The following is a 22,477-nucleotide window of genomic DNA, read 5'->3' on the forward strand; positions in this document are numbered from 1 at the left end:
TTGGAGCAGCGCGCCGAAGCGCGACTCCGCAGAACTACTCAACCCATTCGAGCAGGTCCCCCGGCTGGCACTCCAGCACCCGGCACATGGCCTCCAGGGTGCTGAAGCGCACCGCCTTGGCGCGGCCGTTCTTCAGCACGGCCACGTTCGCCGGGGTCAGCCCGACGCGCTCGGCGAACTCACCGACGCTCATCTTGCGCTTGGCCAGTTGCACGTCGATGCGGACCACGATCGCCATCAGATCACTTCTTCCATGTCGGTGCGCAGCGCCGTGGCCTGCTGGAGCAGGGCGCGCATCACCACCATCACCAGCCCGACCACCGCGAGCCCCACCACCATCGCGAACAGCAGCATCGGCGCTCCGGGGTCGTCGGCGTTGATCCCCACCCAGAGGAAGATCCCCAGCAGCACCACCCACGCGGCCCCGATCGCCCACACGATCGCGTCGACCCAGACCATCGACGCCTTGGTGAAGATCCGGTCCTTCTTCACCAGGGTCAGCAGCTTCCACGTGGCCACGACGACCACTTCCACGCACAGCAGGCCGAACACCGCGATCGCGGTCAGCGGCCACTGGAGGTGCGCGCGCTCCGGCTGCGTCTCGGCCATGTACCGGAACTGGCCGGGGAAGGAGAGCACCTGGAACACCACGAGGACCGCGAACAGGACCACCAGGAAGACCTTGAGCGGGACCACCGCCCGATGCGCTAGCGACATGCGTCGAGTGTCGAGATGAACCTATCGAAAGTCAATCGATAGTTATCGTTCTGCGACAAGGTCGCCCGCGAGATCACCCGGAAGCAGGGGCCGCATGAAGCTGCGCTCGTAGCGGAGCACGCAGCCGCTCTCGTCGCGGATGCGGTCGGCCGCCACGAAGTCGGGGTGCACGCCGAAGAGCTGCCGGTACTCCTCGTACGCGGCGAGGCTCGGGAAGCTGAACAGCGCGAGCGCCTTGTCACTGGCGCCCTCCCCCGGCAGGAAGTAGCCGTGGTGGGTGCCGCCGTGCCGGTCCACCAGCTCCATCCACCGCCTGCCGAAGCGCTCGAAGGCCTCGATCCGGCGCGGGTCGATCACGTACTCCACAACACAGGTGATCATGGTGGAGCAGCCTATTCTGCGAGCATGCGCTTCTCGGTGAACCTCCCGAACTTCGGCGACTTCTCCGACCCGAGGACGGTCGCCCGCGTCGCTGTCGCGGCGGAGCAGGCGGGCTGGGACGGACTGTTCGTCTGGGACCACGTGGTGCACGACAAGCAGGCGCGCGCGGGAAAGCCCTTCGGTGATCCGTGGATGCTGCTGACGGCGGCGGCGCTGGCGACCACGCGGTTGCGGCTGGGCACGCTGGTCACGCCGGTGGCGCGGCGGCGGCCGGAGCAGCTCGCGCGGCAGGTGGCCACGCTCGACGTGCTCAGCGGCGGACGCGTGATCTTCGGGGCGGGGCTGGGCGGGCCGATCGAGGACGAGTTCGGCAGCTTCGGTGAGCCGACCGACCCGGTCGTGCTGGCGGAGAAGCTGGACGAGGGCCTGGACCTGCTCAACCGCTACTGGTCGGGTGGGGCGGTGAACCACGACGGCAAGCACTACCGCGTCGACGACGTGACTTTGCTGCCCGCGTCGGTGCAGCGCCCGCGCCCGCCGGTGTGGGTGGGCGGTATCTGGCCGAACCGCAGGCCGATGCGCCGCGCGGCGCGCTGGGACGGCGTGGTGCCGCTGTTCACCACCGCGCGGCACGGTGTGGCTCCGGCCGCCGACGACGTCCGCGAGCTGGTCTCCTACGTGCGCGAGCACCGCGAGGACGGGCCGTTCGAGGTCGTCGTGGGCGGCGTCAGCCCGGGTGATCCGGAGCGGGCCGCGGAGATCATCGCGCCGCTGGCGCGGGCCGGGGCGACGTGGTGGGACGAGCGGCAGCTCCAGGCGGGCGAGGACCTCGACCGCCTGGAGCCGGTGCTGCGCAGGATCGAGCAGGGACCGCCCGCTCAGCGGTTCCCGGAGTAGTTGCTGGGCCCGGCTTCCCTCACCGATGCCTGCGCGGCGGCGTCGAGCCAGGGCTGCACGCCGGTGTCGCGGGTGAGGCTGATGTAGTACGCGGAGGACTTCATCAGGTAGCGGTTGACCTGACGCACCCAGCCGCTGCGCGTCGCGCGCGAGGTGTCCTTGTTCTGGTCGCAGATCTCCGCGCCGGGACCGCTGCCGGGGCACAGGATTCCCCAGGAACCGGCGCCGGAGGCCGCGTTGTAGGCGGTCTCGGCCGTCGTCGAGTCCGCCATCGGCACGACCCACACCATCACCAGGATCTTGCCGGAGTCGTCCACGTACGTCGCGGAGGCCGCGCTGCCGCAGCGCGAACGCGTCAGGAGGGCGCGCACTTCCTGGTCCATCCACGAGGTCACGCACGACCGGACACTGCCGCTGTTCCTCGTGTAGTGCACGTTCTTCGCGTCTTTGAAGGAGCTGGGCAGCAGCGCGGCGACAGTCAGCGGCGTCTTGTCGGTGGACTCCTGGTTGAGGTCGGCCGGGTTGAACCTCGTCGTCGTTGTGGTCGTCGACTTCGGCGGGTTCGTGGTGGTGGCAGCGGTGCGCGTCGCCGACGAGGTCCTGGTGGCCGTCGGCGTGGCGGTCGGTGTGGCCTTGTTGGTGGTCGAAGGCGAGGGGAAAACCCAGTCCACCAACGGGTCCAGCTTCCCGCTGATCCCGAGGAGCGCGACGATCACCGCTGCGCACATCGCCAGAACCCACAGATCGTTGTTGCGCTTGACCGGTTGTCTCGGGGTCTGGACCTCCTCGATCTTCTTGGTGGGCTTGGGTTTCTCGCGCTCGAGCTCCCGCGTCGGCTCGCGTGCCGCTTCGAGCAGGGCGCGTGCCTCCGCGATCCCCGGGCGCTGCGCCGGGTCCTTCTCCAGGAGTCGGGTGATCAGCGTCGCGAGGCTGCCGGTGCTGCTCAGCGGGGGCGCTTCGGCGAGCAGGACGGCGGTGAGCGTCGCCGTGGGCGTCTCGCGGCGGAACGGCGACGTTCCTTCCGCAGCTTGGAAGAGCGTCACACCGAGCGAGTACAGGTCGCTCTCTTCGCGGCCGTCGATGCCGTTGAGCCGTTCGGGCGCCATGTACTCCACGGAGCCGATCAGCATCCCGGTCGCGGTGAGCGCGGTGTCGGTGTGGTGCACGGCGATGCCGAAGTCGGCGAGCAGGGCGGTGCCGTTCTCGGCCAGCAACACGTTGGCGGGCTTGACATCCCGGTGAACGACACCGGCGGCGTGCGCGGCTTCGAGCGCGTTGAGCAGGTCGGCGGCGATCCTGGCCACCCGGTCGACAGGCAGTGGTCCCTCGTCGAGCTGCTCTGCCAGGGACTTCCCGCCGACCAGGCCCATGACGATCCAGGGGATGTCGTCCTCGACGACGACGTCGTGCACCGCGACGATGTTGGGGTGCTCGCGCAGGCGCGCGGCGTTGCGGGCCTCGCGCGTGGCGCGGGTCAGCCGCTCGGCCAGCTCCGCCTCGGACAGCGACTGGGGCAGCCACAGCTCCTTGACCGCGACGTCGATGTGCAGCACCTCGTCGCGTGCTTCCCAGACGCGTCCGAACCCCCCGGCTCCGACGCGCCTGACCAGCCGGTAGCGGCCGGCGACCAGTCTCTCTTCCTCCACTTACCACCTCCGTTCGGTGTCGGCACGACAGAACCGCGCGGGTGGGAGCGGCTCCCACCCGCGCGGTCGATCACCGGCTAGCGCGGGTGCGGTGGACGGCAGTTCTGCCGCCCCAGCTCGTGCGGGCCGTTGATGTACACGCCGTCGGCGAGGGAGTCGGCCATGATCGGCCGCTCCTGGTAGCACCAGTGCTGGGCGAAGTAGCCGCCCGGCGCCTCCAGCGTATTGAAGTGGCACACCCCGTCGGACTGGATGCAGTAACGAATGAACGGGATTCCGCCGAAGTCCCGCCGACCGACGCCGGGCGAGACGTAGCCGCCGAAGGGCAGGCCGACGCCCTGCGGGACGACCGCGCCGATGCCGAGCCCGGGCGGTCCGACCGGGGCCATCGGGTCGGCGTAGATCTTGGCTTCGAAGCGGGACTTGTCCACTCCGAGCCTGCCGTCGGCGATGTCGTTGAGCACGTGGTTGGCCACGATGGCGCCCTGCGAGTAGCCCACCACGACGAACCGGCCGCCGCGGTCGGCGTTGTAGCTGTCGATCACCACGCGCTTGGCGGCCTCGTGGCCCTCGCGGACGCTGACGTCCATCGGGGTCTGGTTGCAGTTGGGCAGTCCGGTGCCGCCCGCCGGGTAGTGCACGGTCCGCCGGACACCGCCGCGCAGCCACGCGTCGTTGTAGACGGTGGCGTCGCCGTCGCAGGTGCCGCCGATGAGGATGTAGTAGCGGGTCGCCTCGGCCTCGGCGGCGCCCGCGCTCGCCGGAGCGGAGCCGAGCAAGGTCGTGACCAGCGCTGCCAGCGCGAGGCCGGCACCCCCGAAGCGGTTGGTCTTCTTCACGATCATGAGGTCCTTTCGCTTTGCTGCCACCGGGTGTTCGCGCTCTCCGGGGCGGCCGCAGCACACCACCCGGTGATCACCTCGTGGGTAGACTCTGGAAACTCTGGAATCTTCGACCGAGCCCGCGTGCGCGAGGGGGACTACACGTGCTCGACCCGGCGCCGCTGGTGACCGCCGTCGACCTGGGCCGCGAGCTGAAGTCGTGGTTGCGGCACGGGGACAACCGCCGGATCAAGGTCGCCGCGCTCGCGAAGCGGCTGGAGGTCTCGCAGAGCACCCTCTACGCCTACCTCGCCGGGACCACGCTGCCGCCGAGCCACGTGCTCGATGACCTGCTGTGCGCGCTCGACCTCCCGACCCAGGAGCACCGCCGCCTGGTCACCGCGCGCGATGCGTTGCAGCGCAGGCGGAGCGCGACGGAGTCCGGGGCGCTCAGGGTCCCGGCCGCGCGCGAGCACCTGGTCCCCCGCGAGCTGCCCGCCGATCCCGGACCGCTGACCGGGCGCTCGGCGGAGATCGTCGCGCTGGACCGCGTGCTCGCCGAGGGCGTCGGCATCGCGGCGCTCTCCGGTCCGGCCGGAGTCGGCAAGACCGCGCTCGCGGTGCACTGGGGTCATCGCGTCGCCGAGCAGTTCCCCGGCGGATGCCTGTACGCGGACCTGCTCGGTTACGCACAGCACGAACCGCGAGATCCGGCCGAGGTGCTCGCGAGCTTCCTGCGCGGACTCGGGCTCGCCGACACCGACATCCCCGCCGGCGCCGAGGAACGCGCGGCCAGGTTCCGCAGCGCGCTCGCCGGTCGGCGGGTGCTCGTGGTGATCGACAACGCCCGCGACGCCGGGCAGGTCCGGCCGCTGCTGCCGGGCAGCCGGGACTGCTTCGCCGTGGTGACCAGCCGCGGTGACCTCCCCGCGTTGCAGTTGCGGCCCGGCGCGCACCCCGTCAGCCTCGCGCCGCTCGTCCAGCGCGACGGCGTCGACCTGCTGCGGATGCACCTGATCGGGCGGGAGAAACCCCACCGCGAAGCCGTTCTCGCGCTCGCGGAGCGCTGCGCCGGACTGCCGCTGGCGCTGCGCATCGTCGCCGCGCTGGCCTCGACGCGGCGTCAGCAGCCGCTGAGCGAACTCGCGGCCGAGCTGACCGGGAGCTTGGGTCAGCTCGACGTCGGCGAGCCGGACGGATCGGTTCGGTCGGTGTTCTCCTGGTCGGAGCGCAGCCTGGAACCGAGCACCGGCGAGGCGTTCCGGCTGTTCGGCGTACACCCCGCGCGCGAGGTCGACGCGTTCTCCGCCGCCGCGCTGCTCGGCACCGACCTCTCCTCGGCCGCGCGGGTGCTCGATGAGCTGGCCGACGCGTACCTGCTCGCGCGGACGTCGGAGAGCCGCTTCGGCATGCACGACCTGCTGCGCGAGTACGCCGGCGAGCAGGCTGAAGCCACGATCGCCGAGCCGGTGCGCAGGGCCGCCGTCACGCGGCTGCTCGACTACTACGTCACCGCCGGCGCCAAGGCGATCGAGGTCCTGCACCCACCCGGTGCCAAGATCGAGGCGGACTGGCTGGCCGAGGTCGCCCTGCCGCCGCTGCGCACCACCGCCGAGGCCAAGTCATGGATGGACGCCGAGTGGCAGAACCTGCTCGCGGCGGTGAGCTTCAGCGTGCGCGACGGCTGGCCGAGCCACACCGTGCGCCTCGCCGCCGTGCTGCGCCGACGCACGCTCGACAGCGACCGCCACGGCGACGCGCTCGTGATCCACGAGCACGCGGTGGCGGCCAGCAGGCTCATCGGTGATCGCCGCGCCGAGGGAACAGCGTTGCACCACATGGGAATGGCGAGCACACGGCTCGGCAGGCTCAAGGACGCGCAGCAGGTGCTGCGGCACGCGATCGTGGTCTGCCGCGAGGCCGGGGACCGCTACGCCGAGGCGGGCGCGCTGAACCACCTCGGCATCCTCTACGAGCGGCTCGGCCGCTACGCCGACGCCGTGGAGTGCTACGACACAGCCCTGCCCATCGCCGTCGAACTGGAGTTCCCGCACGGAGAAGCCGCGCTGCGCACCAACCTCGGCTTCGCGCGCGGGCGGCTCGGCGAGCACGAGCAGGCGATGCGGGACTGCGTCGCGGCCGTCGCGATCCACGAGGAGCTCGGCGATCCCGGCAGCATCGCCGCCGCGCTCGGCAACCTCGGCGAGGTGTACCGGCTGACCGGCCGCCACGCCGAGGCCTTCGAGCTCTACGACCGCGCGCTGACCCAGGCCCGCGAGGTGGACGCCGTCAGCGTGGAGACCGAGGTGCTGCGCTACGTCGGCGAAACGCACCTCGCCGCGGGCAACGCCGCCGGAGCGCTCTCCGCCTTCGAGGCCGCCGTGACCGCGTCGCGCATCACGGGCGACCGCTACGAAGAGGCACACGCCCTCGACGGTTTGGCCCGCGCCCACACCTCCGCGGCCGACCACGCCCCCGCCGAGCACGCGTGGCGCGAGGCACTGCTGATCTTCCGCGAACTGGGCCTTCCCGAAGCCCGCCGCGTCCCCTGACCCCCTAGCGGGAGCTCAGAGCTGGATCGTGGTCGTCTCGGAGCACTCCTCGGTCGCGTTGGCCTTGACCGCGCACATCCTCGCCTCGACGCTCGTGGCGTCGAGCTCGTCGAGCAGGGCCGTCTGCGCGCGCAGCTTGTTGCGCGAGAAGTCCTTCGGCGGGCACACGGAGATGTCACCGCGCGTCTGCCCGCCCGGCCGGTAGGTCACCTTCAGGGACATGCCGACGTACTTCGGGCAGAAATTGTTCTCCCCCAAGGACGACTCCATGACTCCGGAGAGCAGCAGCTTCCCTGAGTCCTTCAGCACGCTTCCTCGAAAGAATCCACTGAGACCGCCGCCTGCGGTGATCAACTTCGCCTCACCGAACGCGGCCAGCTGGCGTCCCATCGCCTGCACCGCTCCGCACGAATAACCTTCGGTGGAGCTGTTCCTGCACAGCCACACCGCCAGGGTTCCCCCTTTGCCCTCGTGCGCGACGGGCTCGGAAACCAGAGCTCGAACACCCCTGGCGCTGTGGTCGGTGTCGCTGCACGCGAGCGCGACGGTGCTCTCCTTGCCTTCAGGGAGCACTTTCCAGTGCAGCGTCGCCGTCACCTTCTGCCTGACGCACCCACCTGTCAGCTCTCCGACAAGGTGCGGACGCCCGCCGATGGTCTCCACGTTTCCCGCAAAAGCGAAGCTCGAGTACTGGGTCCCGTGCTCCGTTTCCAGCCCTACCTCGGCGGCCCGGTCCTGCGTGCTCCCGTGCGCCGCCGGTGCGGCGGGCAGCAGGAGCACGAGCGAAGCCGCGACGAGCAGAAGTTCCCTGACCCTGGTGGCCATGACGCTGTCCCTTTCGAGAGCGCGAAACTGATTCCTTGCGGATCATGCGCGTCGTCCCCGCTCGTCGCCGGTGCGGCGCCGACCAACCACTCCACGGTGGGTGAGGCCCACTCGACGGAGAGATCTCCGGCCACGCGCGGATACCGGAGGGCGACCGAACGTTGCGTTGGATGGGAAGTTTCACGGAGATCTTCTGAGACGCAACGCAGTGGGGTGCATCGGGATTCTCCCGTGCGTGACCACTGTTGAAGCTCTGCTGCGACGACCGGCCGTGATGGTGACGGGCGTCGGGATCGCGCTCGCCGCCGCGTTGTGGCACGTGTCGGGCGCTCCGCTCGTCGACCTCGACGTCTACCGCGCGGGCGGTCAGGCGATGGTGACGGGCCGGCACCTCTACGACGACCAGTTCCCGCCACGGCCCTTGGTGTACCAGCTGCCGTTCACCTACCCGCCCTTCGCGGCGCTGCTGTTCACCGCGCTGATGCCGTTGTCGCTCAAGGCAATGGGCTTCGTGGTGACCGCCGCGACCGCGTTGGCGCTGGTGGCGGCCTGTGTGGTCGTGGCGCGTGCGTGCGGTCTGCGCCCGGCCGTCGCGACAGGGCTCGGCGCCGTGGTGGGCGCGCTGTCGGTGCTGTCGGAGCCGGTGCTGGCCACGATCGACCTCGGTCAGGTCAACACGCTGCTGCTGGTGATGGTCGTCGCGGACTGCCTGCTGCCCCGCACGCCGTGGCCGCGCGGGCTGCTGATCGGCGTCGCGGCCGGGATCAAGCTCACCCCGGCGATCTTCGTGCTGTACTTCCTCGCCCGGCGGCGGTGGCGTTCCGCGCTCACGGCCGTCGGGACGTTCGCGGGCACCGTCGCGGTCGGCTTCGCGGTGTCGGCGGAGAACTCCGTCCAGTACTGGTTCTCCACGCTGTTCAACACCGACCGGATCGGCGGGCCGGAGTTCCACACCAACCAGTCGATCCGGGGTGTGATCGGCCGGTTCGGGCTGGTCGACGAACAGGTCTTCCCGTTCTGGTTGTGCGGCGTGCTGCTGACGCTCGCGGTCACCTGGTTCGTGCTGGCGCGGGTCAGGGACGAGGTCCCCGCGCTGCTCGTGGTCGCAGCGGCCGGGCTGCTGTGCTCGCCGGTGTCGTGGAGCAACCACTGGGTCTGGGCGGCCGTGCTCGCCACCGCCGTCGCCGTCGAACTGCTGCGCCGCCCCAGGTGGGCCCTGCTCGCGCCGGGGCTGGCCGCCGTGGTGTTCTTCGTCGGCCCGCACGGGTTCCTGCCCAAGGGCGGCAAACTGGAGCTGACCTGGACCGCGGCGCAGTGGCCGTGGGGCAACGCGTTCTTCCTCGTCGCCGTCTCCGGGCTGCTGGCGCTGCTGGTCGCGAACTTTTCCCGTCGCGGTGACAACCGATCCGGCGGCAACGGGATAGGAACAGGTGAGAAGGCACGGACGGGTCCGGGGAGCGGTGGTGACGACCGCCGATAACAGGGTCCTGGTGCTCCTGCCTCCGCGTCCGTTCGGGGGCCGGGCACGGGGCAGCGGGTACGAGGTGATGATGGCAGCGGTTGACGACGGGTTCGTGGAGTTCGTCCGCGAGCGATCCTCGACGTTGCTCAGAACGGCGCGCCTGCTCTGCGCGGGTGATCAGGGAGCGGCGGAGGACCTGCTCCAGGATGTGCTCGCCAGGGTGTACTGCCGGTGGAACCGGATCGTCGGCGACCCCGAGCCCTACGTGCGGACCGCGCTGTTCAACGCCGCCAAGCACCGGTGGCGCCGCCGCTCCCGCCGCGTGGCCGAATCCCGCTGGGACGAGACCGTGGTCGGCGAGCACCTGTCGCACCACGACGGCCCCGAGGACCGGCTCGCCGCGCGCGACGAGGCGATGCGCGCGCTGGCCGAGCTGCCGCCCCGGATGCGCGCGGTGATCGTCCTGCGGTTCTTCGAGGACTTCTCCGAGGAGCAGACCGCGAACGTGCTCGGGTGTTCGACGGGCACCGTCAAGAGCCAGACCTCGCGCGGGCTGGGCAAACTGCGCGGGCTGATCGACCTGTCCGGCAAGGCCGCCGCCGAGCCAGTGGAGGAACCGCGATGACCACCGAGAGCGAGGCCCTCGCACAGGTGCTGCGCAGTGCGGTGTCCGATGTGGACACTCCGGCGGGCTTCGCGGAGGCCGCGCTGCGCAAGGGAAAGCGTCGTAAGCAACGGATGCGCGCTAGCATGGTCGGCGCCGCGCTCGCGGTCACCGCGATGCTCGGCGGGCTGCTCTCCGGCGTGCCCAGCTGGCGCGCGGACTCCGACCGGCTCACCCCGGCAAGCGACGTCCGACTGTCCACGCCGACCACCGGCGACCTCGCTGGCGACGCGGAGTTCCTCGCCAACGCGCGCGCGACGTGGGAGCGCGAACTCGCCGCCCACGTCGAGGTGGGAGCGTCCCTGGCCAGGGCGGGCTGCTGGGACGCGGTCGGGCAACCGCACGTCTCCTGGGCGAACAGCTCCAGCGCCGGGCCCGTCGCCCTGGTCATGCAGGCCCTGCGCGCCAAGGGCTCGTGCGACTCCCCGCTCCCGCCCGGCGGGCTCGTCGTCGTCGGCCTGTTCGGCACGGACATCGCTGACGGGAAGCAGCACCTGATGGGACTCGACGCCGGGGGTGGGGGCGTCTTCCTCATCGGCCCGGACACGGTCGTGGTCGCGTTGCAGGAGAGCCAGGCCCGCTTCTTCTCACGCCGAGCCGAGTACGCCGCCGACGGCACGGCCTCCCGTGAGTGGACCCCGTTCATCTTCCAGGACGGCGTGGCCGTGGCCGCCGTCGCCGAGCCGGACTCCAGCCGGGGCAGCGCGGCGGTGTTCGTGAAGCACAAGCCGGTCGACCCTGGCGCGGCCGTGCCACCGCAGGACCGGGTGCGGCCGGTGGAGACGGACGCGGTTCGCGCGCGGGTCACCGGGCCCGGCAACGGCCTTCCCCTGCCGGGGCTGCAATGGACGACGCTGAAGGGCCATCTCAGCGGCCCCCTGCTGAGCCTCACCGAGCGGAGGCAGCGCTTCACCGACGCCCTCGACCACTTCCGCCTCACCGATCCCGCCTTCCGGGGCTGGTACACCTCCGACCGCGCGGGCGTGAACCAGCCCGGCGGCTGGGACATCACCGCCCAGCTCCCGGACGGGCGCACGGTGATCGTGAGCGAGCACGTGGCCGGTCACGAGAACGAGAGCTACGCCGCGCTGTTCCGAGGGGACAGGGCCGAGCGCGTGGTGCGGGGCCCGAAGATCGACCGCGCCGCCGCGCTGCCCGTCGTGGTGCGGCTGCCCGACGCCCAGGGGTGGGTCGTCGCCCAGCAGGGCGCCGCGCTGCGATGGCGCTCGGCGGGCGGCGCGTGGAACCTGGTACCGGGTGACGCGGCGCTGCTGCCCGACGCCGCCGACACCGTCGAGGTGACGCTTCCCGGCAGGACCGCCGTCGAGGTCGCACTGCCCCGGTAACGCATAAGAAAACGCGAAATCGTCACACCAAACGCTTCCCACTAAGGATTTCAGCGTTATTTAAGTGGCACCCCCTACTCTCCTTCCGTGTCGGGGAAACCCCCGGCACCAGGCGCGGCTCTTCCGCGTGGAGCACCGGCCACGACCCCCAGACGTGGCACCTCCACAGCGACGCGGGCCGCGCCCGGACCGCGGCGTGCCGGAAGGTGCGCCCGCCGACGACCGCGACTGTCCTTTGTGGACGCTCGGTCCCCGGCACGCCGCGGTCACTTCAAGAAATCAGTTTCATCCGGATTTCAGGCCCCGCCCCTACGGTCGCCGACATGAATCGCATTCGAGCAATCGCCGTCCTCGGCGTTCTCGCGCTGACGGCGGGTGCCTCCCCGGCGCTCGCCTCGGCGCCGACGGTGCGCGTCGGCGGCGGCTCCGGCATCGTCTTCGGCAAGGGCAAGCCCGTCCCCGCCACCGGCGCGACCTGGTGCACGATCACCACCATCGGCCACGACCGGGCGGGCGAGCTGGTCGGGCTGACCAACGCGCACTGCTTCTACGGCGAGGACAACAAGCCGGTGCTGGGCGACAAGGTCTACGCCAACAAGACCCCCGCGGGCACCGCGGCCCAGCCCGCCAAGACCTCCGAGACCGACCTGGAGACCGGCGTGATCGGCACGGTCGTGCACGTCAGCGCCAGCAACCCGGTCGGCAGCCCCACCAACCCCGGCCTGGACTACTCGGTGATCAAGTTCGACAAGGCCAAGGTGGTGCCGACCGCGACCGTCGGCGGCCTGACGATCACCGGCATCGGCTCGCCGCCCACCCCGGGCACCCGCATGTGCAAGCAGGGCCAGACCACCGGCCTCACCTGCGGTTTCATGATCAGCACGAGCGGCGTGTACTTCGCGCACACCATCTGGGAGGGCCCCGGTGACTCCGGCTCGCCGGTGGTGCTGGACGGCAAGCTCATCGGCAACCAGTGGGCGGCCGGGCTGAGCACCTCCATGAACGCCATCGTCGCCGACATGGACAAGCGCGGGGAGGCCGGCGCCGGGTTCACGCCGGTCGCTCCGTAGCCCGGTGCGGCGCGTCCGCGCGGGCGCGCCGCACCACCGCGACCAGCCTCGCGCCGAGCACCACCGCGCATCCCAGCGCCGTCACCGCGAGCGTGATCATGAACGTCGGGTAGAGGTGGGCCACCTGCGTCCACGCCACGTCGCGGCCCCGGTAGAGGAAGCTGACGACGCGGTGGATCACGGCGAAGAGCACGATCGGCAGCACCAGCGGCACCAGCCAGAGCGCCGAGCGCCCCTTGGCCGCCCACCTCCGCGAGCGCGCCACCCCGCGAACCGCGAGCAGTCCCACCGGCACCGCGAGCAGGAGCAGAACCGCGTCCACGACCACCGGCGCTCCGTTCGCGGGCACGGGCTGCCTGCCTTCGAGGAGCGCCACGATCCGGTCACCGATCGCCTGGGCGTCGCCGTACTGCGTTCCGGTGTTCGCCATGACCGCCACGCCGTAGCCCGACGCGGGCAGAAGTGCTTGGTACGCGGTCGAAGTGGTCAGGTCGCCGCCGTGGTGGACCAGCGGCTGCCCGGAGGCTGTCTTGCCGAAGAACCAGCCGAGCGCGTAGGAGTTCGTCGAGTTCGGCACGCGCTTGTCGTGCGCGAGCAGCCAGGCCGCCATGTCCCGCGCCGAGCTGAGCACCCCGCCGGAGCCGTTGCCGAACCCAGGAGCTTCGGGCAGGGCGACGGGAATCCCCAGCACCTTCACGTGACCGCGCGCACTCGGTGGCAGGTCGTCGGCGGTGTTGACGCTGCGACTGTCCTTCATGCCCAGCGGCTCGAACACCGTGCGCGCCAGGTAATCGCTGAACGGCATCCCGCTCACGACCTCGACCATGCGGGCGGCCACCTGGAAGTTCGGGTTGTGGTACTCGAACTTCGTCCCCGGCGCGGTGGCCAGGACCGCCTCGCGCATCCCGGCGACGGCCTCGCGCAGCGTGCGGACCTCGGGCCCGCTGAAGGAGCGGATCGTCGTGTCCGACATGCCCGAGGTCTGGTCGAGCAACTGCCGCACCGTGATCGCGGCGGCGGGCGGGTCGGCCATCGTGAACTCCGGCAGGTGCGCGGTCACCGGGTCGTCGAGCCGGATGCGGCCGTCATCTGCGAGCGCCAGCACGGCCCTCGCGGTCATCGACTTGCTCACCGAGGCGACGGCCATGCTCGTGCGCTCGGTGATCGGTTCGCCCGCCGCCGTGCGTCCGTAGCCCGCCACGCGCACCACTTCGGATCCTCGCGTGACGGCCACCGCGACTCCCGGGACGGCAGCTCTCTCTTGGTACTGCTGGACAATCGCGTCGATCTCGGCTGGCACGTCCGCGTTGGGGACGATCGCGGCGGCCGCCAGGACGACCGCGGACAGGAATGGGCTGAGCACGTTCGCAGTCTCGGCACGTCGAGCTCGCTCCACATCGGACCCAGGTCCGATCTGTGGCTGACCACGGTCAGATGTGCCGCCGCCGCGAACCGTTTACGTTGATCCCATGCGCAAACTCGGGCCAACGGCCTTGGACGCGGTCGCCGCCGCAGTGGTGGTGGCGCTCGCGGTGTTCCGCGCGCCGCAGGCGGACCCGCTGGCCTGGGTCCTCGCCGTGGCGCTCGGCGGACCGCTCGTTCTGCGCCGGCGCGCACCCGTGCCCGTGCTGGTCGTCGTGTCCCTCGCGAGCGCGGTGTCCATCGCGATCGGCCTCGGCGCCGAGGCCGCGCTGCTCGCCGCTGTGCTGGCGCTGTATCCCGTCGCGCTGGCCGGGTTCGGCGCGTGGGGCTTCGCCGGGGCGGCTCTCGGCGTGCTCGGCGCGGGCTTGGCGGTTGTTCTCGTTCCGGGGCTGCCGCTCGTGCCCGCGTCGGAGGGCGTCGAGTCGTTCTCCACCACGCCGATCGCCACGATGGCGTACTGCTTCATGGCGCTCGCCGGGTCGTGGGCGCTGGCCGCGTTCGTGCGCGTCCGCAGGCGTCAGGAGGCCGAGATCGCCGAGCTGCGCACCGAGCGCGCTGTCGTCGAGGAGCGCCTGCGCATCGCCCGCGACATCCACGACGTGGTGGGGCACAACCTGAGCTTGATCGCGATGAAGGCGGCCGTCGCCACGCACCTCTCGGAGAGCCACCCCGACGAGGGCAGAGCGGCTCTGCGCACCATTGAGCAGGTCAGCCGCGCCGCGCTCAACGACGTCCGCACGGTGCTCGGCGCGGTGCGCGGCTCCTCCGTCTCCGCCGGACTCGACCAGCTCGTCGAGGACGCGCGCGGCGCGGGTGTCACCGTCGCCGCTTCGCAGTGCGATCTGTCCGATGTGCCTGCGGCGGCGCGCATGTCGGCCTACCGCCTCGTCCAGGAAGCGCTGACGAATGTCCGGCGGCACTGCTCGCCGCCGCGCTGCCGCCTCACCACTGCCGTCTCGGAGGGACAGCTCGTGATCACCGTCGTCAATGAGGGCTCCGCGTCGGCTTCCGGTCCACCGGGGCACGGTCTGCTCGGCATGCGTGAACGCGTCGCGCTGCACGGCGGGGTCCTCGACGTGGGCGGCGATCCGTTCACCGTGCGTGCCACGGTTCCCTTCGCGAGCGCGGTGGCGTCATGATCCGGGTGCTGCTCGCTGATGACGAACCCTTGTACCGCAACACTATTCGTGTGCTCTTGGATTCGGAGCCCGACATCGAGGTGGTCGCTGAGGCCGGCAACGGCCGCGAGGCGCACGAGCTGGCTTCGAGTCGTTCCGTCGATGTCGCTGTGCTCGACGTGCGCATGCCAGGTGTGGACGGCGTCGCCGCGACGAGCTTGATCACCGCGCTCCCCCGCCCGCCGAAGGTCTTGATCCTGACCACGTTCGATCTCGACGAGGCCGTGTACGCGACGTTGCGCGCGGGTGCGAGCGGCTTCTTGGTGAAGGACGTCGCGCCGCCGCGCCTGATCGACGCCGTCCGCACCGTGGCTTCCGGCGAGGCTCTGCTGGCACCCAGCGTCATCCAGCGCCTCATCGAGGAGTTCCTCCGCGCGCCTTCCCCGCGCCCGCTTCCCGGTGTCACTCCGCGCGAACGCGAGGTGCTGACCCTGATCACGCGCGGCCTGTCCAACTCCGAGATCGAGCAATGCCTGCACCTGAGCCGCCACACCGTCAAGACGCACATCGGCCACCTGATGGCCAAGCTCTCCGCCCGCGACCGCGCTCAGCTGGTGATCGCGGGCTTCGAGGCCGGCCTCAACGCACGAGCCGACCCCGCAGGATGATCCGGCTCGGCCGCGTGAGAACGCTCGGGTCGGCGACCGGATCTGCTTCGTAGGCAACGACATCGGCCGGTGCTCCGTCTTCGAGCCCCGGCAGCCCGAGCCATTCGCGCGCCGTCCACGACCCCGCCCCCACCGCGACTTCGGCGGGCAATCCGGCCCGGATCAGCCAGTCGATCTCGCCCGCCACCGCTCCGCACGGCGTCGTGTCCGTCCCCGCCAGCACCACCACTCCGGCCGCGTGCGCCGCGCGGACCGTGGCGGGCAATCCTTCCCAGCCCGCGAGCAGCCATTCCCGGAACTCCGCCGGGGCGCCGTCGAGCTTGTCCACGATCTTCGCGAACGGCGTGAACGTCGGCACCAGCGCGGTGCCCTGCTCCGCCATCCTCGGCAGCAGCCCGTGGTCGAGGTGCATGCCGTGCTCCAGGCTGTCCGCCCCCGCCAGCACGGCGTTGCGGCTGCCTTCCGCCGTCTGGGCGTGCACCGCGACCCGCCCGCCAACGGCGTGCACCGCTTCCACCGCAGCCGTCAGCACGTCCACCGGCACGGCGGGTTGGCCCGGCGACCAATCTCCGATGATCTTGCACCACCCCGAGGAGGTTCCTGCTTCCTCGACGGCCGCCGCCACCAGCTCGTCCTCGCCGATGTCGCGCCCGTACCCGGCGAAGAACCGCCCTGGCGTCGCCAACCACCGCCCGCCCGAGCGCAACCGTGGCAGGTCCGTTTCGTCGCGTTCCCGCCCTGTTTCCCGGTCTGCCGAGCCCGGCGAGCGCACCAGCAACACTCCCGCATCCCGGTGTTCGATCATGTGGCGCCGGAACACCGCTTCGTCGAACTCGTCGCCCGGGTTCACCGTGCCCGGATGCGTGTGGACGTCCACGAGTCCCGGCAGCAGCCACACGCCGTCCGCCACCAGCTCGCCGCCGTCGTCTCCGGCAACGCGCAGCACCTCACCGTCCACGCGCAGAACCCGCTCCTCGCGTTCCGGCAGGACCACACCCTTGATCTTCACCGCTCCCCCTTCGTCATGATCAGCCTATGCCGCCAAGCCTCCGTCGACTCTGATGTTGCGCATCGGTGTCTGGTCGGGGTCGACCCACTTCGGTGGGGTGAAGGTCGGGATGCCGTGGTGGAAGGTGATCTTCCAGCCTTCGTCGTGCATCACGTGATGATGATGCGAGCACAACGACACCAGGTTGTCGATCTTCGTGTCGCCACCGTGGAGCCAATGCACTACGTGATGTGCTTCCGTCCACGCCGGAGGCCGATCGCAGCCGGGGAAGGCGCATCCCTTGTCCCGTACCGCCAACGCTTTGCGCATGGCCGGGGTCGCGGTCCGGTTGTTGCGTCCGACATCCAGCGGCCTTCCCTCACCCCCCAGCAGAACCGGCAGAATGTTGGCATCACAAGCGATCTGCCGCACCAGCCGCGCGGTGATCGGGTCGCCCCACGCGGTGTAGCCAGTGCCAAGGCTGGCCATCAGATCCGTGTAGGAGATCGTCACGATCACCTGCGGCCGTTCACCCCCGTTGGTCGGCAACACCTTCGTGGCGAGGGCAAGGTCGATGACTTCAGCGAAGGCATCGGCGTAGCGCTGCTCGGTCGTGCGGTCATCGCCGGGCCGTTTCTTGGCCAGGGCATGCATCAGGGCCTGGATCTTCTGCCCCGTCAGCGTGTCGAAGCTACCGATCAAGTGCAGGTGGCCGTGTTCGTTGGTGCCCATCTTCACCGACCGCTGCGCCACACCTTCCTTCTCATCCCGATAGGTACCTTCGGGGTCGAGATGAGCGCGCGTGACCTTGGCCGCGTACATCAATTGCCTGGGGTTGAGGCGGGGCGCGTGGCGGCACAGCTCCTTCTCCACCGCCTCCGCTTTCTTCGCGGGCACTTTCGCGACGGTGTCGGCGATGATCTGCGCATGCCGGGCACTGATCACCCCCGCATGCAACTTCTCCCTCACCCTCTCCAACGACGGCAGTTGCTTCACCAGTCGACTGCGCCGGTTCGCGTCTTCGGGTGCGATCTTCAGGGTGGCGCGCAACAACACCGCCAGATCCTTACACCCTTCCCGGGCAGGCAACCCTTGAGACTCCGCCTCGGCAGCGACCTCGATCGCCGAAGCAGTCACCAAATTCAAGATCGTCTCGTGCTCACGCAAATGCTCCAGCAGCGCATCACCGGTCAACCGATAGGCATCCCGATGCCCCAGATGCACCTTCAGGGATTCGATCATTGCGTTGGTATCAAACAACTTTCTCCCCCTCGCTTCTCCTTTCTATTGTCTCAAATTCGAAGATCGAGATCCTGTCCCCATAGGGTGAATCACGTTGAGCCACAACGCTTTCCGCCCGTCGACTCCGTCGACATCACCACAGAAACCACAACGAAACCGCCGGTCGCCTGCGAAACCGGGTCGGCTTTACCTGGGGTGCGCGTGCCATACGCTTGCTGGCGTGGGCCGGTGATCCTTCACCGTGCCCGTCCGGCCCATGACGGCACGCGCAAGGGGCCCCAGGTCAAGCCGACCCCCACGCAGCAACCCACGCCCCCCACGCACCCAACTCAACCTGGAAGCGCAGCCGCACCCCGCTGGAAAGAGCTAAAGGCTCCAGCTGTTCCCCGACCTGGAACCCCAGCCGTACCCGACCTGGAACCCCAGCGGTACCCGACCCGGAAACGCAGCCGTCCCCCAGCAGGAAGCCCAGCCGTACCCCACCAGGAAACCCAGCCGTCCCCAACCAGAAAACCCAGCCGTCCCCGACCAAGAAATCAGCCCCAGCACGGCCGAGCCGAAACCCGGCCCGCCTGGAAACACCGCGCCTCAGCGGCCACAATGCACCGCATGCCCAAGTACCTCCTGCTCAAGCACTACCGAGGCGCCCCGGCCGCCGTCAACGACGTTCCCATGGACCAGTGGACGCCTGACGAGGTCTCCGCCCACATCTCCTACATGAACGACTTCGCGGCCAGGCTCCAGGCGTCCGGGGAGTTCGTCGACCACCGCGCGCTCGCCCCGACGGGCACGTTCGTGCGCTACGACGGCGAAGGGCGCCCTCCGGTGACCGATGGGCCGTTCGCCGAGACCAAGGATCTCATCGCGGGCTGGACGGTGATCGACGTGGACAGCCGGGAGAGGGCGCTGGAACTCGCGGCGGAGCTGTCGGCCGCACCGGGCGCGGGCGGCAAGCCGATTCACGAGTGGCTCGAAGTGCGCCCGCTGTACGGCGAGCAGCCGATCATCGTCGAGTGAGTCGAGTGAGTCGAGTGAGTCGGGTGAGCGTGGACGAGACTCTGCTCAGGAGCCTCACTCCGAGCGTGATCGGCGTGCTGGTGCGGCGCGGGGCGGACTTCGCGGCGGCGGAGGACGCGGTGCAGGACGCGCTCGTGGAGGCGCTGCGCGTGTGGCCGCAGGAGCCGCCGAGGGATCCCAAGGGCTGGCTGGTGACGGTGGCCTGGCGGAAGTTCCTCGACGCGACGCGGTCGGAGACGGCTCGTCGTCAGCGCGAGGACGTGGTGGACGCGCAGCCGGAGCAGGGGCCGGTGTCCTCGGTGGACGACACGCTCCAGCTCTACTTCCTGTGCGCTCACCCGTCGTTGACGCCGTCCTCCGCCGTGGCACTGACGCTGCGCGCGGTCGGCGGGCTCACCACGCGGCAGATCGCGGAGGCCTACCTGGTGCCGGAAGCGACGATGGCGCAGCGCATCAGCCGCGCCAAGCGCACGGTCTCCAGCGTGAAGTTCGACCAGCCCGGCGACGTCGCGACGGTGTTGCGCGTGCTGTACCTGGTGTTCAACGAGGGGTACTCCGGCGACGTCGACCTGGCGGTGGAGGCGATCCGCCTGACGAGGCAGCTCGCGACGGCGATCGACCACCCCGAAGTCGCGGGGCTGCTCGCGCTGATGTTGTTGCACCACGCGCGGCGCGCGGCCCGGACCGCGTCGGACGGGAGCCTGGTGACGCTCGCCGAGCAGGACCGCGATGCGTGGGACACCACGTCGATCGCCGAAGGAGTCGCGATCCTCCAGGTGGCACTCGCGCGCGACCAGCTCGGCGAATTCCAGGCGCAGGCGGCCATCGCGGCCTTGCACGCGGACGCGCCGACCGCCGAGGAAACGGATTGGCCGCAGATCGTGGAGTGGTACGACGAGCTGGCGAAGCTGACCGAGAACCCCGTGGTGCGGCTCAACCGCGCGGTGGCGGTGGGCGAAGCGCAGGGCGCAAAGGCGGGCCTGGAAGCGCTGGCGCTGCTGGACGAGTCGCTGCCGCGCCACACGGCGGTGGCCGCGTACCTGCACGAGCGCGACGGTGACCTGACCAAGGCCGCGCGCTTGTACGTGGAAGCCGTGGCGAAGGCGTCGAACCTGGCCGAGCGCACTCATCTGACACGGCAGGCGGCGAGGCTCAACACGCGCTGAGCAGAGGGGTTTGTGGCTGTTGACGACCGCGCGGGCAGGGGTTTGTGGCTGTTGACGACCGCGCGGGCAGGGGTTTGTGGGTCTTGAAGACTGCCGAACCCCGGCCTCTGCGGTCGTCAACGACAGCAAACCCCCGCGCGAGTACTGGGTTTGCTGCGGTTTCAGACCACGGCTGCGCGTGGCGGAGCCTCGGCTCGACGCGCACGACAACTAGGCCCTGTCCGGTAAGTCATCAGGTTTGCAGGTCTTCAAGACCACCCAACCCCCACCCTCACCGTCTCCAACGACAGCAAACCCCCGCAAGGCCGCGGGGTTTGAGGCGGTTAACGATGATCAGCAGGGGGGGTTTGCTGGTCTTGAAGACACCCCAACCCCCGGCGATGCCGTGCTCAACCACTTGCAGGACAGGGGCTAGTAGGCGACGGCGATGGTGCCGAGGCGGCGACCGGGGCCGTGCAGGCAGGACAGCATCGCCTCGGCCATGTCGGCGCGCGAGATCATCACTCCGCCGAGCGGGGGCCTGCGGTTGGCGAAGCGGTAGTTCCCCGTCGGAGCGTCGTCGGTGAGCCTGGGAGCGCGCACGATCACCCAGTCGAGATTGCTCTCCTCGATGACCTCCTCCATCCCGCGCACGTCCTTGAGCAGGTGGCGGTGCGTCATCGCGGAGGCCAGCGCCATCGGGTTCACGCCGGGTTCGACGGCGGCCACGGACGCCGCGGCCAGCATGGGCGCGCCCTGCCGTTCCATCGCGTCGACCACGTTGCGGTAGCCCAGGGTCCGCACCACGCTCGGTCCGTTGCCGGGTGAACCGATCGCCGAGATCACGGCGTCGGCCTCGACGAAGAGCCCGTCCAGCGTGCCGGGGTCTAAAACATCACCCGCGACGACGGAAAGCCCTTCCCGGTAGGGGCTGTTCCCGAAGTCGGCCAGCGACGCGGGATCGCGGACGAACGCCCTGATGGAGTGGCCTTCGCTGAGCGCCAGCTCGACGACCTCCCGGCCGAGCCCGCCACTGGCACCGAGAACGACCAGCCTCATCGCACGCTCCTGTTCCCGGCGCGCGATCCGTCCCCACGCCGCGCGCCGACCGCAGGGACCTTCTCACACGGGAGCGGTCGAACGACCGCGCTCACCCCTGTTGCGCAACAGACCCCTCGTTCGAGGGTCACTGCGCCGGGCGCTTCGCGGGTGGATGATCGTGGCGTGCCGTTGTTCGTCCACCACCCGCCACGCGCGCTGAGCCCGTTCGTCTCGGCCGCGCACGGCTACCACGTGCCCGCGAGCGCGAGCGGGGTGCACCGCGGCTTGCCCTCACGGCACCTGACGCTGGTGCTGGACCTGCACGAGCCGCTGCGCGTTGCCGGTCTGGAAAGCTCCGTCGCCGCGCACGGCGTCGTCGGTGGCCTGCACACCCGACCAGCGCTGATCGACGCTTCACGGCCGCAGGAGGGCGTGCAGTACGGGTTGACGCCGCTGGGCGCGCGCACGCTGCTCGGTCTGCCAGCCGGGGAGCTGTTCGACCAGGTGCTCGACCTCGGCCAGCTCTTCGGCTGCGCGGCCACCTTGCTCGTCGAGCGCCTGCGCGGCACTCCCGTGTGGGCGGAGCGCTTCGCGTTGCTGGACGAGGCGCTGCTGCGCAGGCTCGGCGATCGCACCGCGGAGCTGCCTTCGGAGGTGACCGAAGCGTGGCGGGTGATCTTCGACGGGGACGGGCGGGCGCGGGTGGACTCGCTGGCCGCGCACGTGGGGTGGAGCCGCCGCCACCTCTCCGAGCGCTTCCGCGTGGCCACCGGGTTCACCCCGAAGCAGGCCGCGCGCGTCGCCAGGTTCGAGGCGGCGCGGCGGCTGTTGGCCTCCCCCGCTCGGCACCCGCTGGCCGAGGTCGCCGCGCTGTGCGGATTCGCCGATCAGCCCCACCTCGCGCGGGAGTGGCGCGCGCTGGCCGGGTGCAGCGTCGGGCAGTGGGTGCTCGACGAGCTCCCATTCGTTCAAGACGAGGCGGCCGAGGAGCCGTCAGGATCTCCGGCATGAGCACTCCCACGCTGTCCCAGCCACCCGCGCCCACCGTCTGGCCGAGCGTCGGCTTCACCGACGTGGACGCCGGAATCCGTTTGCTGACCGAGGTTTTCGGCTTCGTGGTCACCGTGGTCCACCGCTCCGACGAAGGCGTCGTCGAGCACGCCGAGGCGCGCTGGCCCGCGGGCGGCGGCATCATGTTCGGCTCGCGCGGCAAGCGCGGGGACTGGGGTTCGCTCGGTCCGCAGGGCGTCTACGTGGTCGCCCCGGACACCGCCACCCTCGACCAGGTCTGGGAGCGGGTCGAGGTCGCCGAGGGCCTTGAGGTGCTCCGCAAGCTGCACGACACCGACTACGGCTCGCGCACTTTCGACGTTCGCGACGCCGACGGCAACCTCTGGTCCTTCGGCACCTACCCGGGCAGCTAGGGCGTGTTTCACAGGTCCGTGTTCGCGATAG

General features: G+C 70.4%; 22 protein-coding genes. 12 read left to right on the plus strand and 10 right to left on the minus strand.

Features of this window, described 5'->3' with window-relative positions; genetic code table 11:
* Positions 1-34 precede the first annotated feature (34 nt).
* From ABD798_RS26100 to ABD798_RS26110, 3 genes are read right to left on the minus strand one after another with little or no spacing between them, the layout of a single operon-like run.
* Positions 35-238 carry a helix-turn-helix domain-containing protein gene (locus ABD798_RS26100; RefSeq protein ID WP_344879939.1) on the minus strand — a complete coding sequence of 68 codons (204 nt, stop codon included), beginning with the start codon at positions 236-238 and terminating at the stop codon, positions 35-37.
* Entirely contained in the window at positions 238-717 is a 480-nt protein-coding gene (locus ABD798_RS26105) for a DUF2975 domain-containing protein (protein ID WP_344879942.1), read from the minus strand. Before ABD798_RS26105 ends, ABD798_RS26100 begins: the two co-directional genes overlap by 1 nt.
* Before the next feature lie 42 nt (positions 718-759).
* Positions 760-1,098: an NIPSNAP family protein gene (locus ABD798_RS26110; protein WP_344879945.1), complete on the minus strand. Its 339-nt coding sequence runs from the start codon at positions 1,096-1,098 to the stop codon at positions 760-762.
* Positions 1,099-1,122: 24 nt separating this feature from the next.
* On the opposite strand from ABD798_RS26110, the gene ABD798_RS26115 reads away from it, so the two are divergent.
* Positions 1,123-1,995 (plus strand): LLM class flavin-dependent oxidoreductase, encoded by an 873-nt coding sequence (locus ABD798_RS26115; protein WP_344879948.1) that lies wholly within the window; start codon positions 1,123-1,125, stop codon positions 1,993-1,995.
* Here ABD798_RS26115 and ABD798_RS26120 read toward each other — a convergent pair.
* Both ABD798_RS26120 and ABD798_RS26125 read right to left on the minus strand, forming a co-directional pair.
* The gene (locus tag ABD798_RS26120) at positions 1,977-3,641 is read right to left on the minus strand and encodes a serine/threonine-protein kinase (protein ID WP_344879951.1); all 1,665 of its coding nucleotides are present in this window, start codon (positions 3,639-3,641) and stop codon (positions 1,977-1,979) included. The genes ABD798_RS26115 and ABD798_RS26120 overlap by 19 nt on opposite strands.
* 77 nt (positions 3,642-3,718) lie before the next feature.
* Complete coding sequence (locus ABD798_RS26125; RefSeq protein ID WP_425549267.1) at positions 3,719-4,480, minus strand: PE-PPE domain-containing protein; 762 nt, start codon at positions 4,478-4,480, stop codon at positions 3,719-3,721.
* Positions 4,481-4,626: 146 nt separating this feature from the next.
* Between ABD798_RS26125 and ABD798_RS26130 the strand changes: the two genes are divergently transcribed.
* Positions 4,627-7,014 carry an ATP-binding protein gene (locus ABD798_RS26130; protein WP_344879957.1) on the plus strand — a complete coding sequence of 796 codons (2,388 nt, stop codon included), beginning with the start codon at positions 4,627-4,629 and terminating at the stop codon, positions 7,012-7,014.
* Between the two features lie 15 nt (positions 7,015-7,029).
* Here the strand turns inward: ABD798_RS26130 and ABD798_RS26135 are convergent, their stop codons facing one another.
* A complete protein-coding gene (locus tag ABD798_RS26135) occupies positions 7,030-7,839 on the minus strand; it encodes a hypothetical protein (RefSeq protein ID WP_344879959.1) in 810 nt (269 codons plus the stop codon).
* A gap of 235 nt (positions 7,840-8,074) precedes the next feature.
* Between ABD798_RS26135 and ABD798_RS26140 the strand changes: the two genes are divergently transcribed.
* The 4 genes from ABD798_RS26140 to ABD798_RS26155 all read left to right on the plus strand — a co-directional run bounded on the left by ABD798_RS26140 (position 8,075) and on the right by ABD798_RS26155 (position 12,381).
* A complete protein-coding gene (locus ABD798_RS26140) occupies positions 8,075-9,319 on the plus strand; it encodes a glycosyltransferase 87 family protein (protein ID WP_344879961.1) in 1,245 nt (414 codons plus the stop codon).
* Positions 9,303-9,926 (plus strand): SigE family RNA polymerase sigma factor, encoded by a 624-nt coding sequence (locus ABD798_RS26145; protein WP_344879964.1) that lies wholly within the window; start codon positions 9,303-9,305, stop codon positions 9,924-9,926. Before ABD798_RS26140 ends, ABD798_RS26145 begins: the two co-directional genes overlap by 17 nt.
* Positions 9,923-11,311, plus strand: a complete 1,389-nt coding sequence (locus ABD798_RS26150) for a hypothetical protein (protein WP_344879966.1) — start codon at positions 9,923-9,925, stop codon at positions 11,309-11,311. The genes ABD798_RS26145 and ABD798_RS26150 overlap by 4 nt, the downstream gene beginning before the upstream one ends.
* A gap of 323 nt (positions 11,312-11,634) precedes the next feature.
* Complete coding sequence (locus ABD798_RS26155) at positions 11,635-12,381, plus strand: trypsin-like peptidase domain-containing protein (RefSeq protein WP_344879968.1); 747 nt, start codon at positions 11,635-11,637, stop codon at positions 12,379-12,381.
* Here the strand turns inward: ABD798_RS26155 and ABD798_RS26160 are convergent.
* Complete coding sequence (locus ABD798_RS26160) at positions 12,362-13,744, minus strand: serine hydrolase domain-containing protein (RefSeq protein ID WP_344879971.1); 1,383 nt, start codon at positions 13,742-13,744, stop codon at positions 12,362-12,364. The genes ABD798_RS26155 and ABD798_RS26160 overlap by 20 nt on opposite strands.
* Before the next feature lie 106 nt (positions 13,745-13,850).
* Between ABD798_RS26160 and ABD798_RS26165 the strand changes: the two genes are divergently transcribed.
* Positions 13,851-14,942, plus strand: coding sequence for a sensor histidine kinase (locus ABD798_RS26165; protein ID WP_344879974.1), 1,092 nt, complete (start codon positions 13,851-13,853; stop codon positions 14,940-14,942).
* A complete protein-coding gene (locus ABD798_RS26170) occupies positions 14,939-15,589 on the plus strand; it encodes a response regulator (RefSeq protein WP_344879977.1) in 651 nt (216 codons plus the stop codon). Before ABD798_RS26165 ends, ABD798_RS26170 begins: the two co-directional genes overlap by 4 nt.
* On the opposite strand, the gene ABD798_RS26175 is transcribed toward ABD798_RS26170, so the two are convergent.
* Positions 15,561-16,598, minus strand: a complete 1,038-nt coding sequence (locus tag ABD798_RS26175) for an amidohydrolase family protein (protein WP_344879980.1) — start codon at positions 16,596-16,598, stop codon at positions 15,561-15,563. The two genes, ABD798_RS26170 and ABD798_RS26175, sit on opposite strands and share 29 nt — an antisense overlap.
* 24 nt (positions 16,599-16,622) lie before the next feature.
* Positions 16,623-17,819 carry an HNH endonuclease signature motif containing protein gene (locus ABD798_RS26180; RefSeq protein WP_344879983.1) on the minus strand — a complete coding sequence of 399 codons (1,197 nt, stop codon included), beginning with the start codon at positions 17,817-17,819 and terminating at the stop codon, positions 16,623-16,625.
* A 609-nt stretch (positions 17,820-18,428) separates the two neighbouring features.
* On the opposite strand from ABD798_RS26180, the gene ABD798_RS26185 reads away from it, so the two are divergent.
* Positions 18,429-18,836, plus strand: a complete 408-nt coding sequence (locus ABD798_RS26185; protein WP_344879986.1) for a YciI family protein — start codon at positions 18,429-18,431, stop codon at positions 18,834-18,836.
* Between the two features lie 29 nt (positions 18,837-18,865).
* On the plus strand, positions 18,866-20,002 hold the full coding sequence (locus ABD798_RS26190) for an RNA polymerase sigma factor (RefSeq protein WP_344880986.1): 1,137 nt from the start codon (positions 18,866-18,868) through the stop codon (positions 20,000-20,002).
* A gap of 411 nt (positions 20,003-20,413) precedes the next feature.
* Here ABD798_RS26190 and ABD798_RS26195 read toward each other — a convergent pair whose 3' ends face one another.
* A complete protein-coding gene (locus ABD798_RS26195; RefSeq protein WP_344879989.1) occupies positions 20,414-21,040 on the minus strand; it encodes an NAD(P)-dependent oxidoreductase in 627 nt (208 codons plus the stop codon).
* A gap of 165 nt (positions 21,041-21,205) precedes the next feature.
* On the opposite strand from ABD798_RS26195, the gene ABD798_RS26200 reads away from it, so the two are divergent.
* Both ABD798_RS26200 and ABD798_RS26205 read left to right on the plus strand, forming a co-directional pair.
* Entirely contained in the window at positions 21,206-22,033 is an 828-nt protein-coding gene (locus tag ABD798_RS26200) for an AraC family transcriptional regulator (protein WP_344879991.1), read from the plus strand.
* Entirely contained in the window at positions 22,030-22,446 is a 417-nt protein-coding gene (locus ABD798_RS26205; RefSeq protein WP_344879993.1) for a VOC family protein, read from the plus strand. Before ABD798_RS26200 ends, ABD798_RS26205 begins: the two co-directional genes overlap by 4 nt.
* Positions 22,447-22,477: the final 31 nt, after the last annotated feature.

Origin of the sequence: Allokutzneria multivorans (assembly GCF_039537405.1) — a bacterium.
GTDB classification, from domain to species: Bacteria; Actinomycetota; Actinomycetes; order Mycobacteriales; family Pseudonocardiaceae; genus Allokutzneria; species Allokutzneria multivorans.

Bases quoted from the DNA above. Each gene is read 5' to 3' on its own strand.
- ABD798_RS26155 (WP_344879968.1), top strand. From the start codon at position 11,635: ATGAATCGCATTCGAGCAATCGCCGTCCTCGGCGTTCTCGCGCTGACG.
- ABD798_RS26165 (WP_344879974.1), top strand. From the start codon at position 13,851: ATGCGCAAACTCGGGCCAACGGCCTTGGACGCGGTCGCCGCCGCAGTG.
- ABD798_RS26105 (WP_344879942.1), bottom strand. From the start codon at position 717: ATGTCGCTAGCGCATCGGGCGGTGGTCCCGCTCAAGGTCTTCCTGGTG.
- ABD798_RS26100 (WP_344879939.1), bottom strand. From the start codon at position 238: ATGGCGATCGTGGTCCGCATCGACGTGCAACTGGCCAAGCGCAAGATG.
- ABD798_RS26135 (WP_344879959.1), bottom strand. From the start codon at position 7,839: ATGGCCACCAGGGTCAGGGAACTTCTGCTCGTCGCGGCTTCGCTCGTG.
- ABD798_RS26195 (WP_344879989.1), bottom strand. From the start codon at position 21,040: ATGAGGCTGGTCGTTCTCGGTGCCAGTGGCGGGCTCGGCCGGGAGGTC.
- ABD798_RS26180 (WP_344879983.1), bottom strand. From the start codon at position 17,819: ATGATCGAATCCCTGAAGGTGCATCTGGGGCATCGGGATGCCTATCGG.
- ABD798_RS26185 (WP_344879986.1), top strand. From the start codon at position 18,429: ATGCCCAAGTACCTCCTGCTCAAGCACTACCGAGGCGCCCCGGCCGCC.
- ABD798_RS26205 (WP_344879993.1), top strand. From the start codon at position 22,030: ATGAGCACTCCCACGCTGTCCCAGCCACCCGCGCCCACCGTCTGGCCG.
- ABD798_RS26150 (WP_344879966.1), top strand. From the start codon at position 9,923: ATGACCACCGAGAGCGAGGCCCTCGCACAGGTGCTGCGCAGTGCGGTG.
- ABD798_RS26170 (WP_344879977.1), top strand. From the start codon at position 14,939: ATGATCCGGGTGCTGCTCGCTGATGACGAACCCTTGTACCGCAACACT.
- ABD798_RS26110 (WP_344879945.1), bottom strand. From the start codon at position 1,098: ATGATCACCTGTGTTGTGGAGTACGTGATCGACCCGCGCCGGATCGAG.
- ABD798_RS26115 (WP_344879948.1), top strand. From the start codon at position 1,123: ATGCGCTTCTCGGTGAACCTCCCGAACTTCGGCGACTTCTCCGACCCG.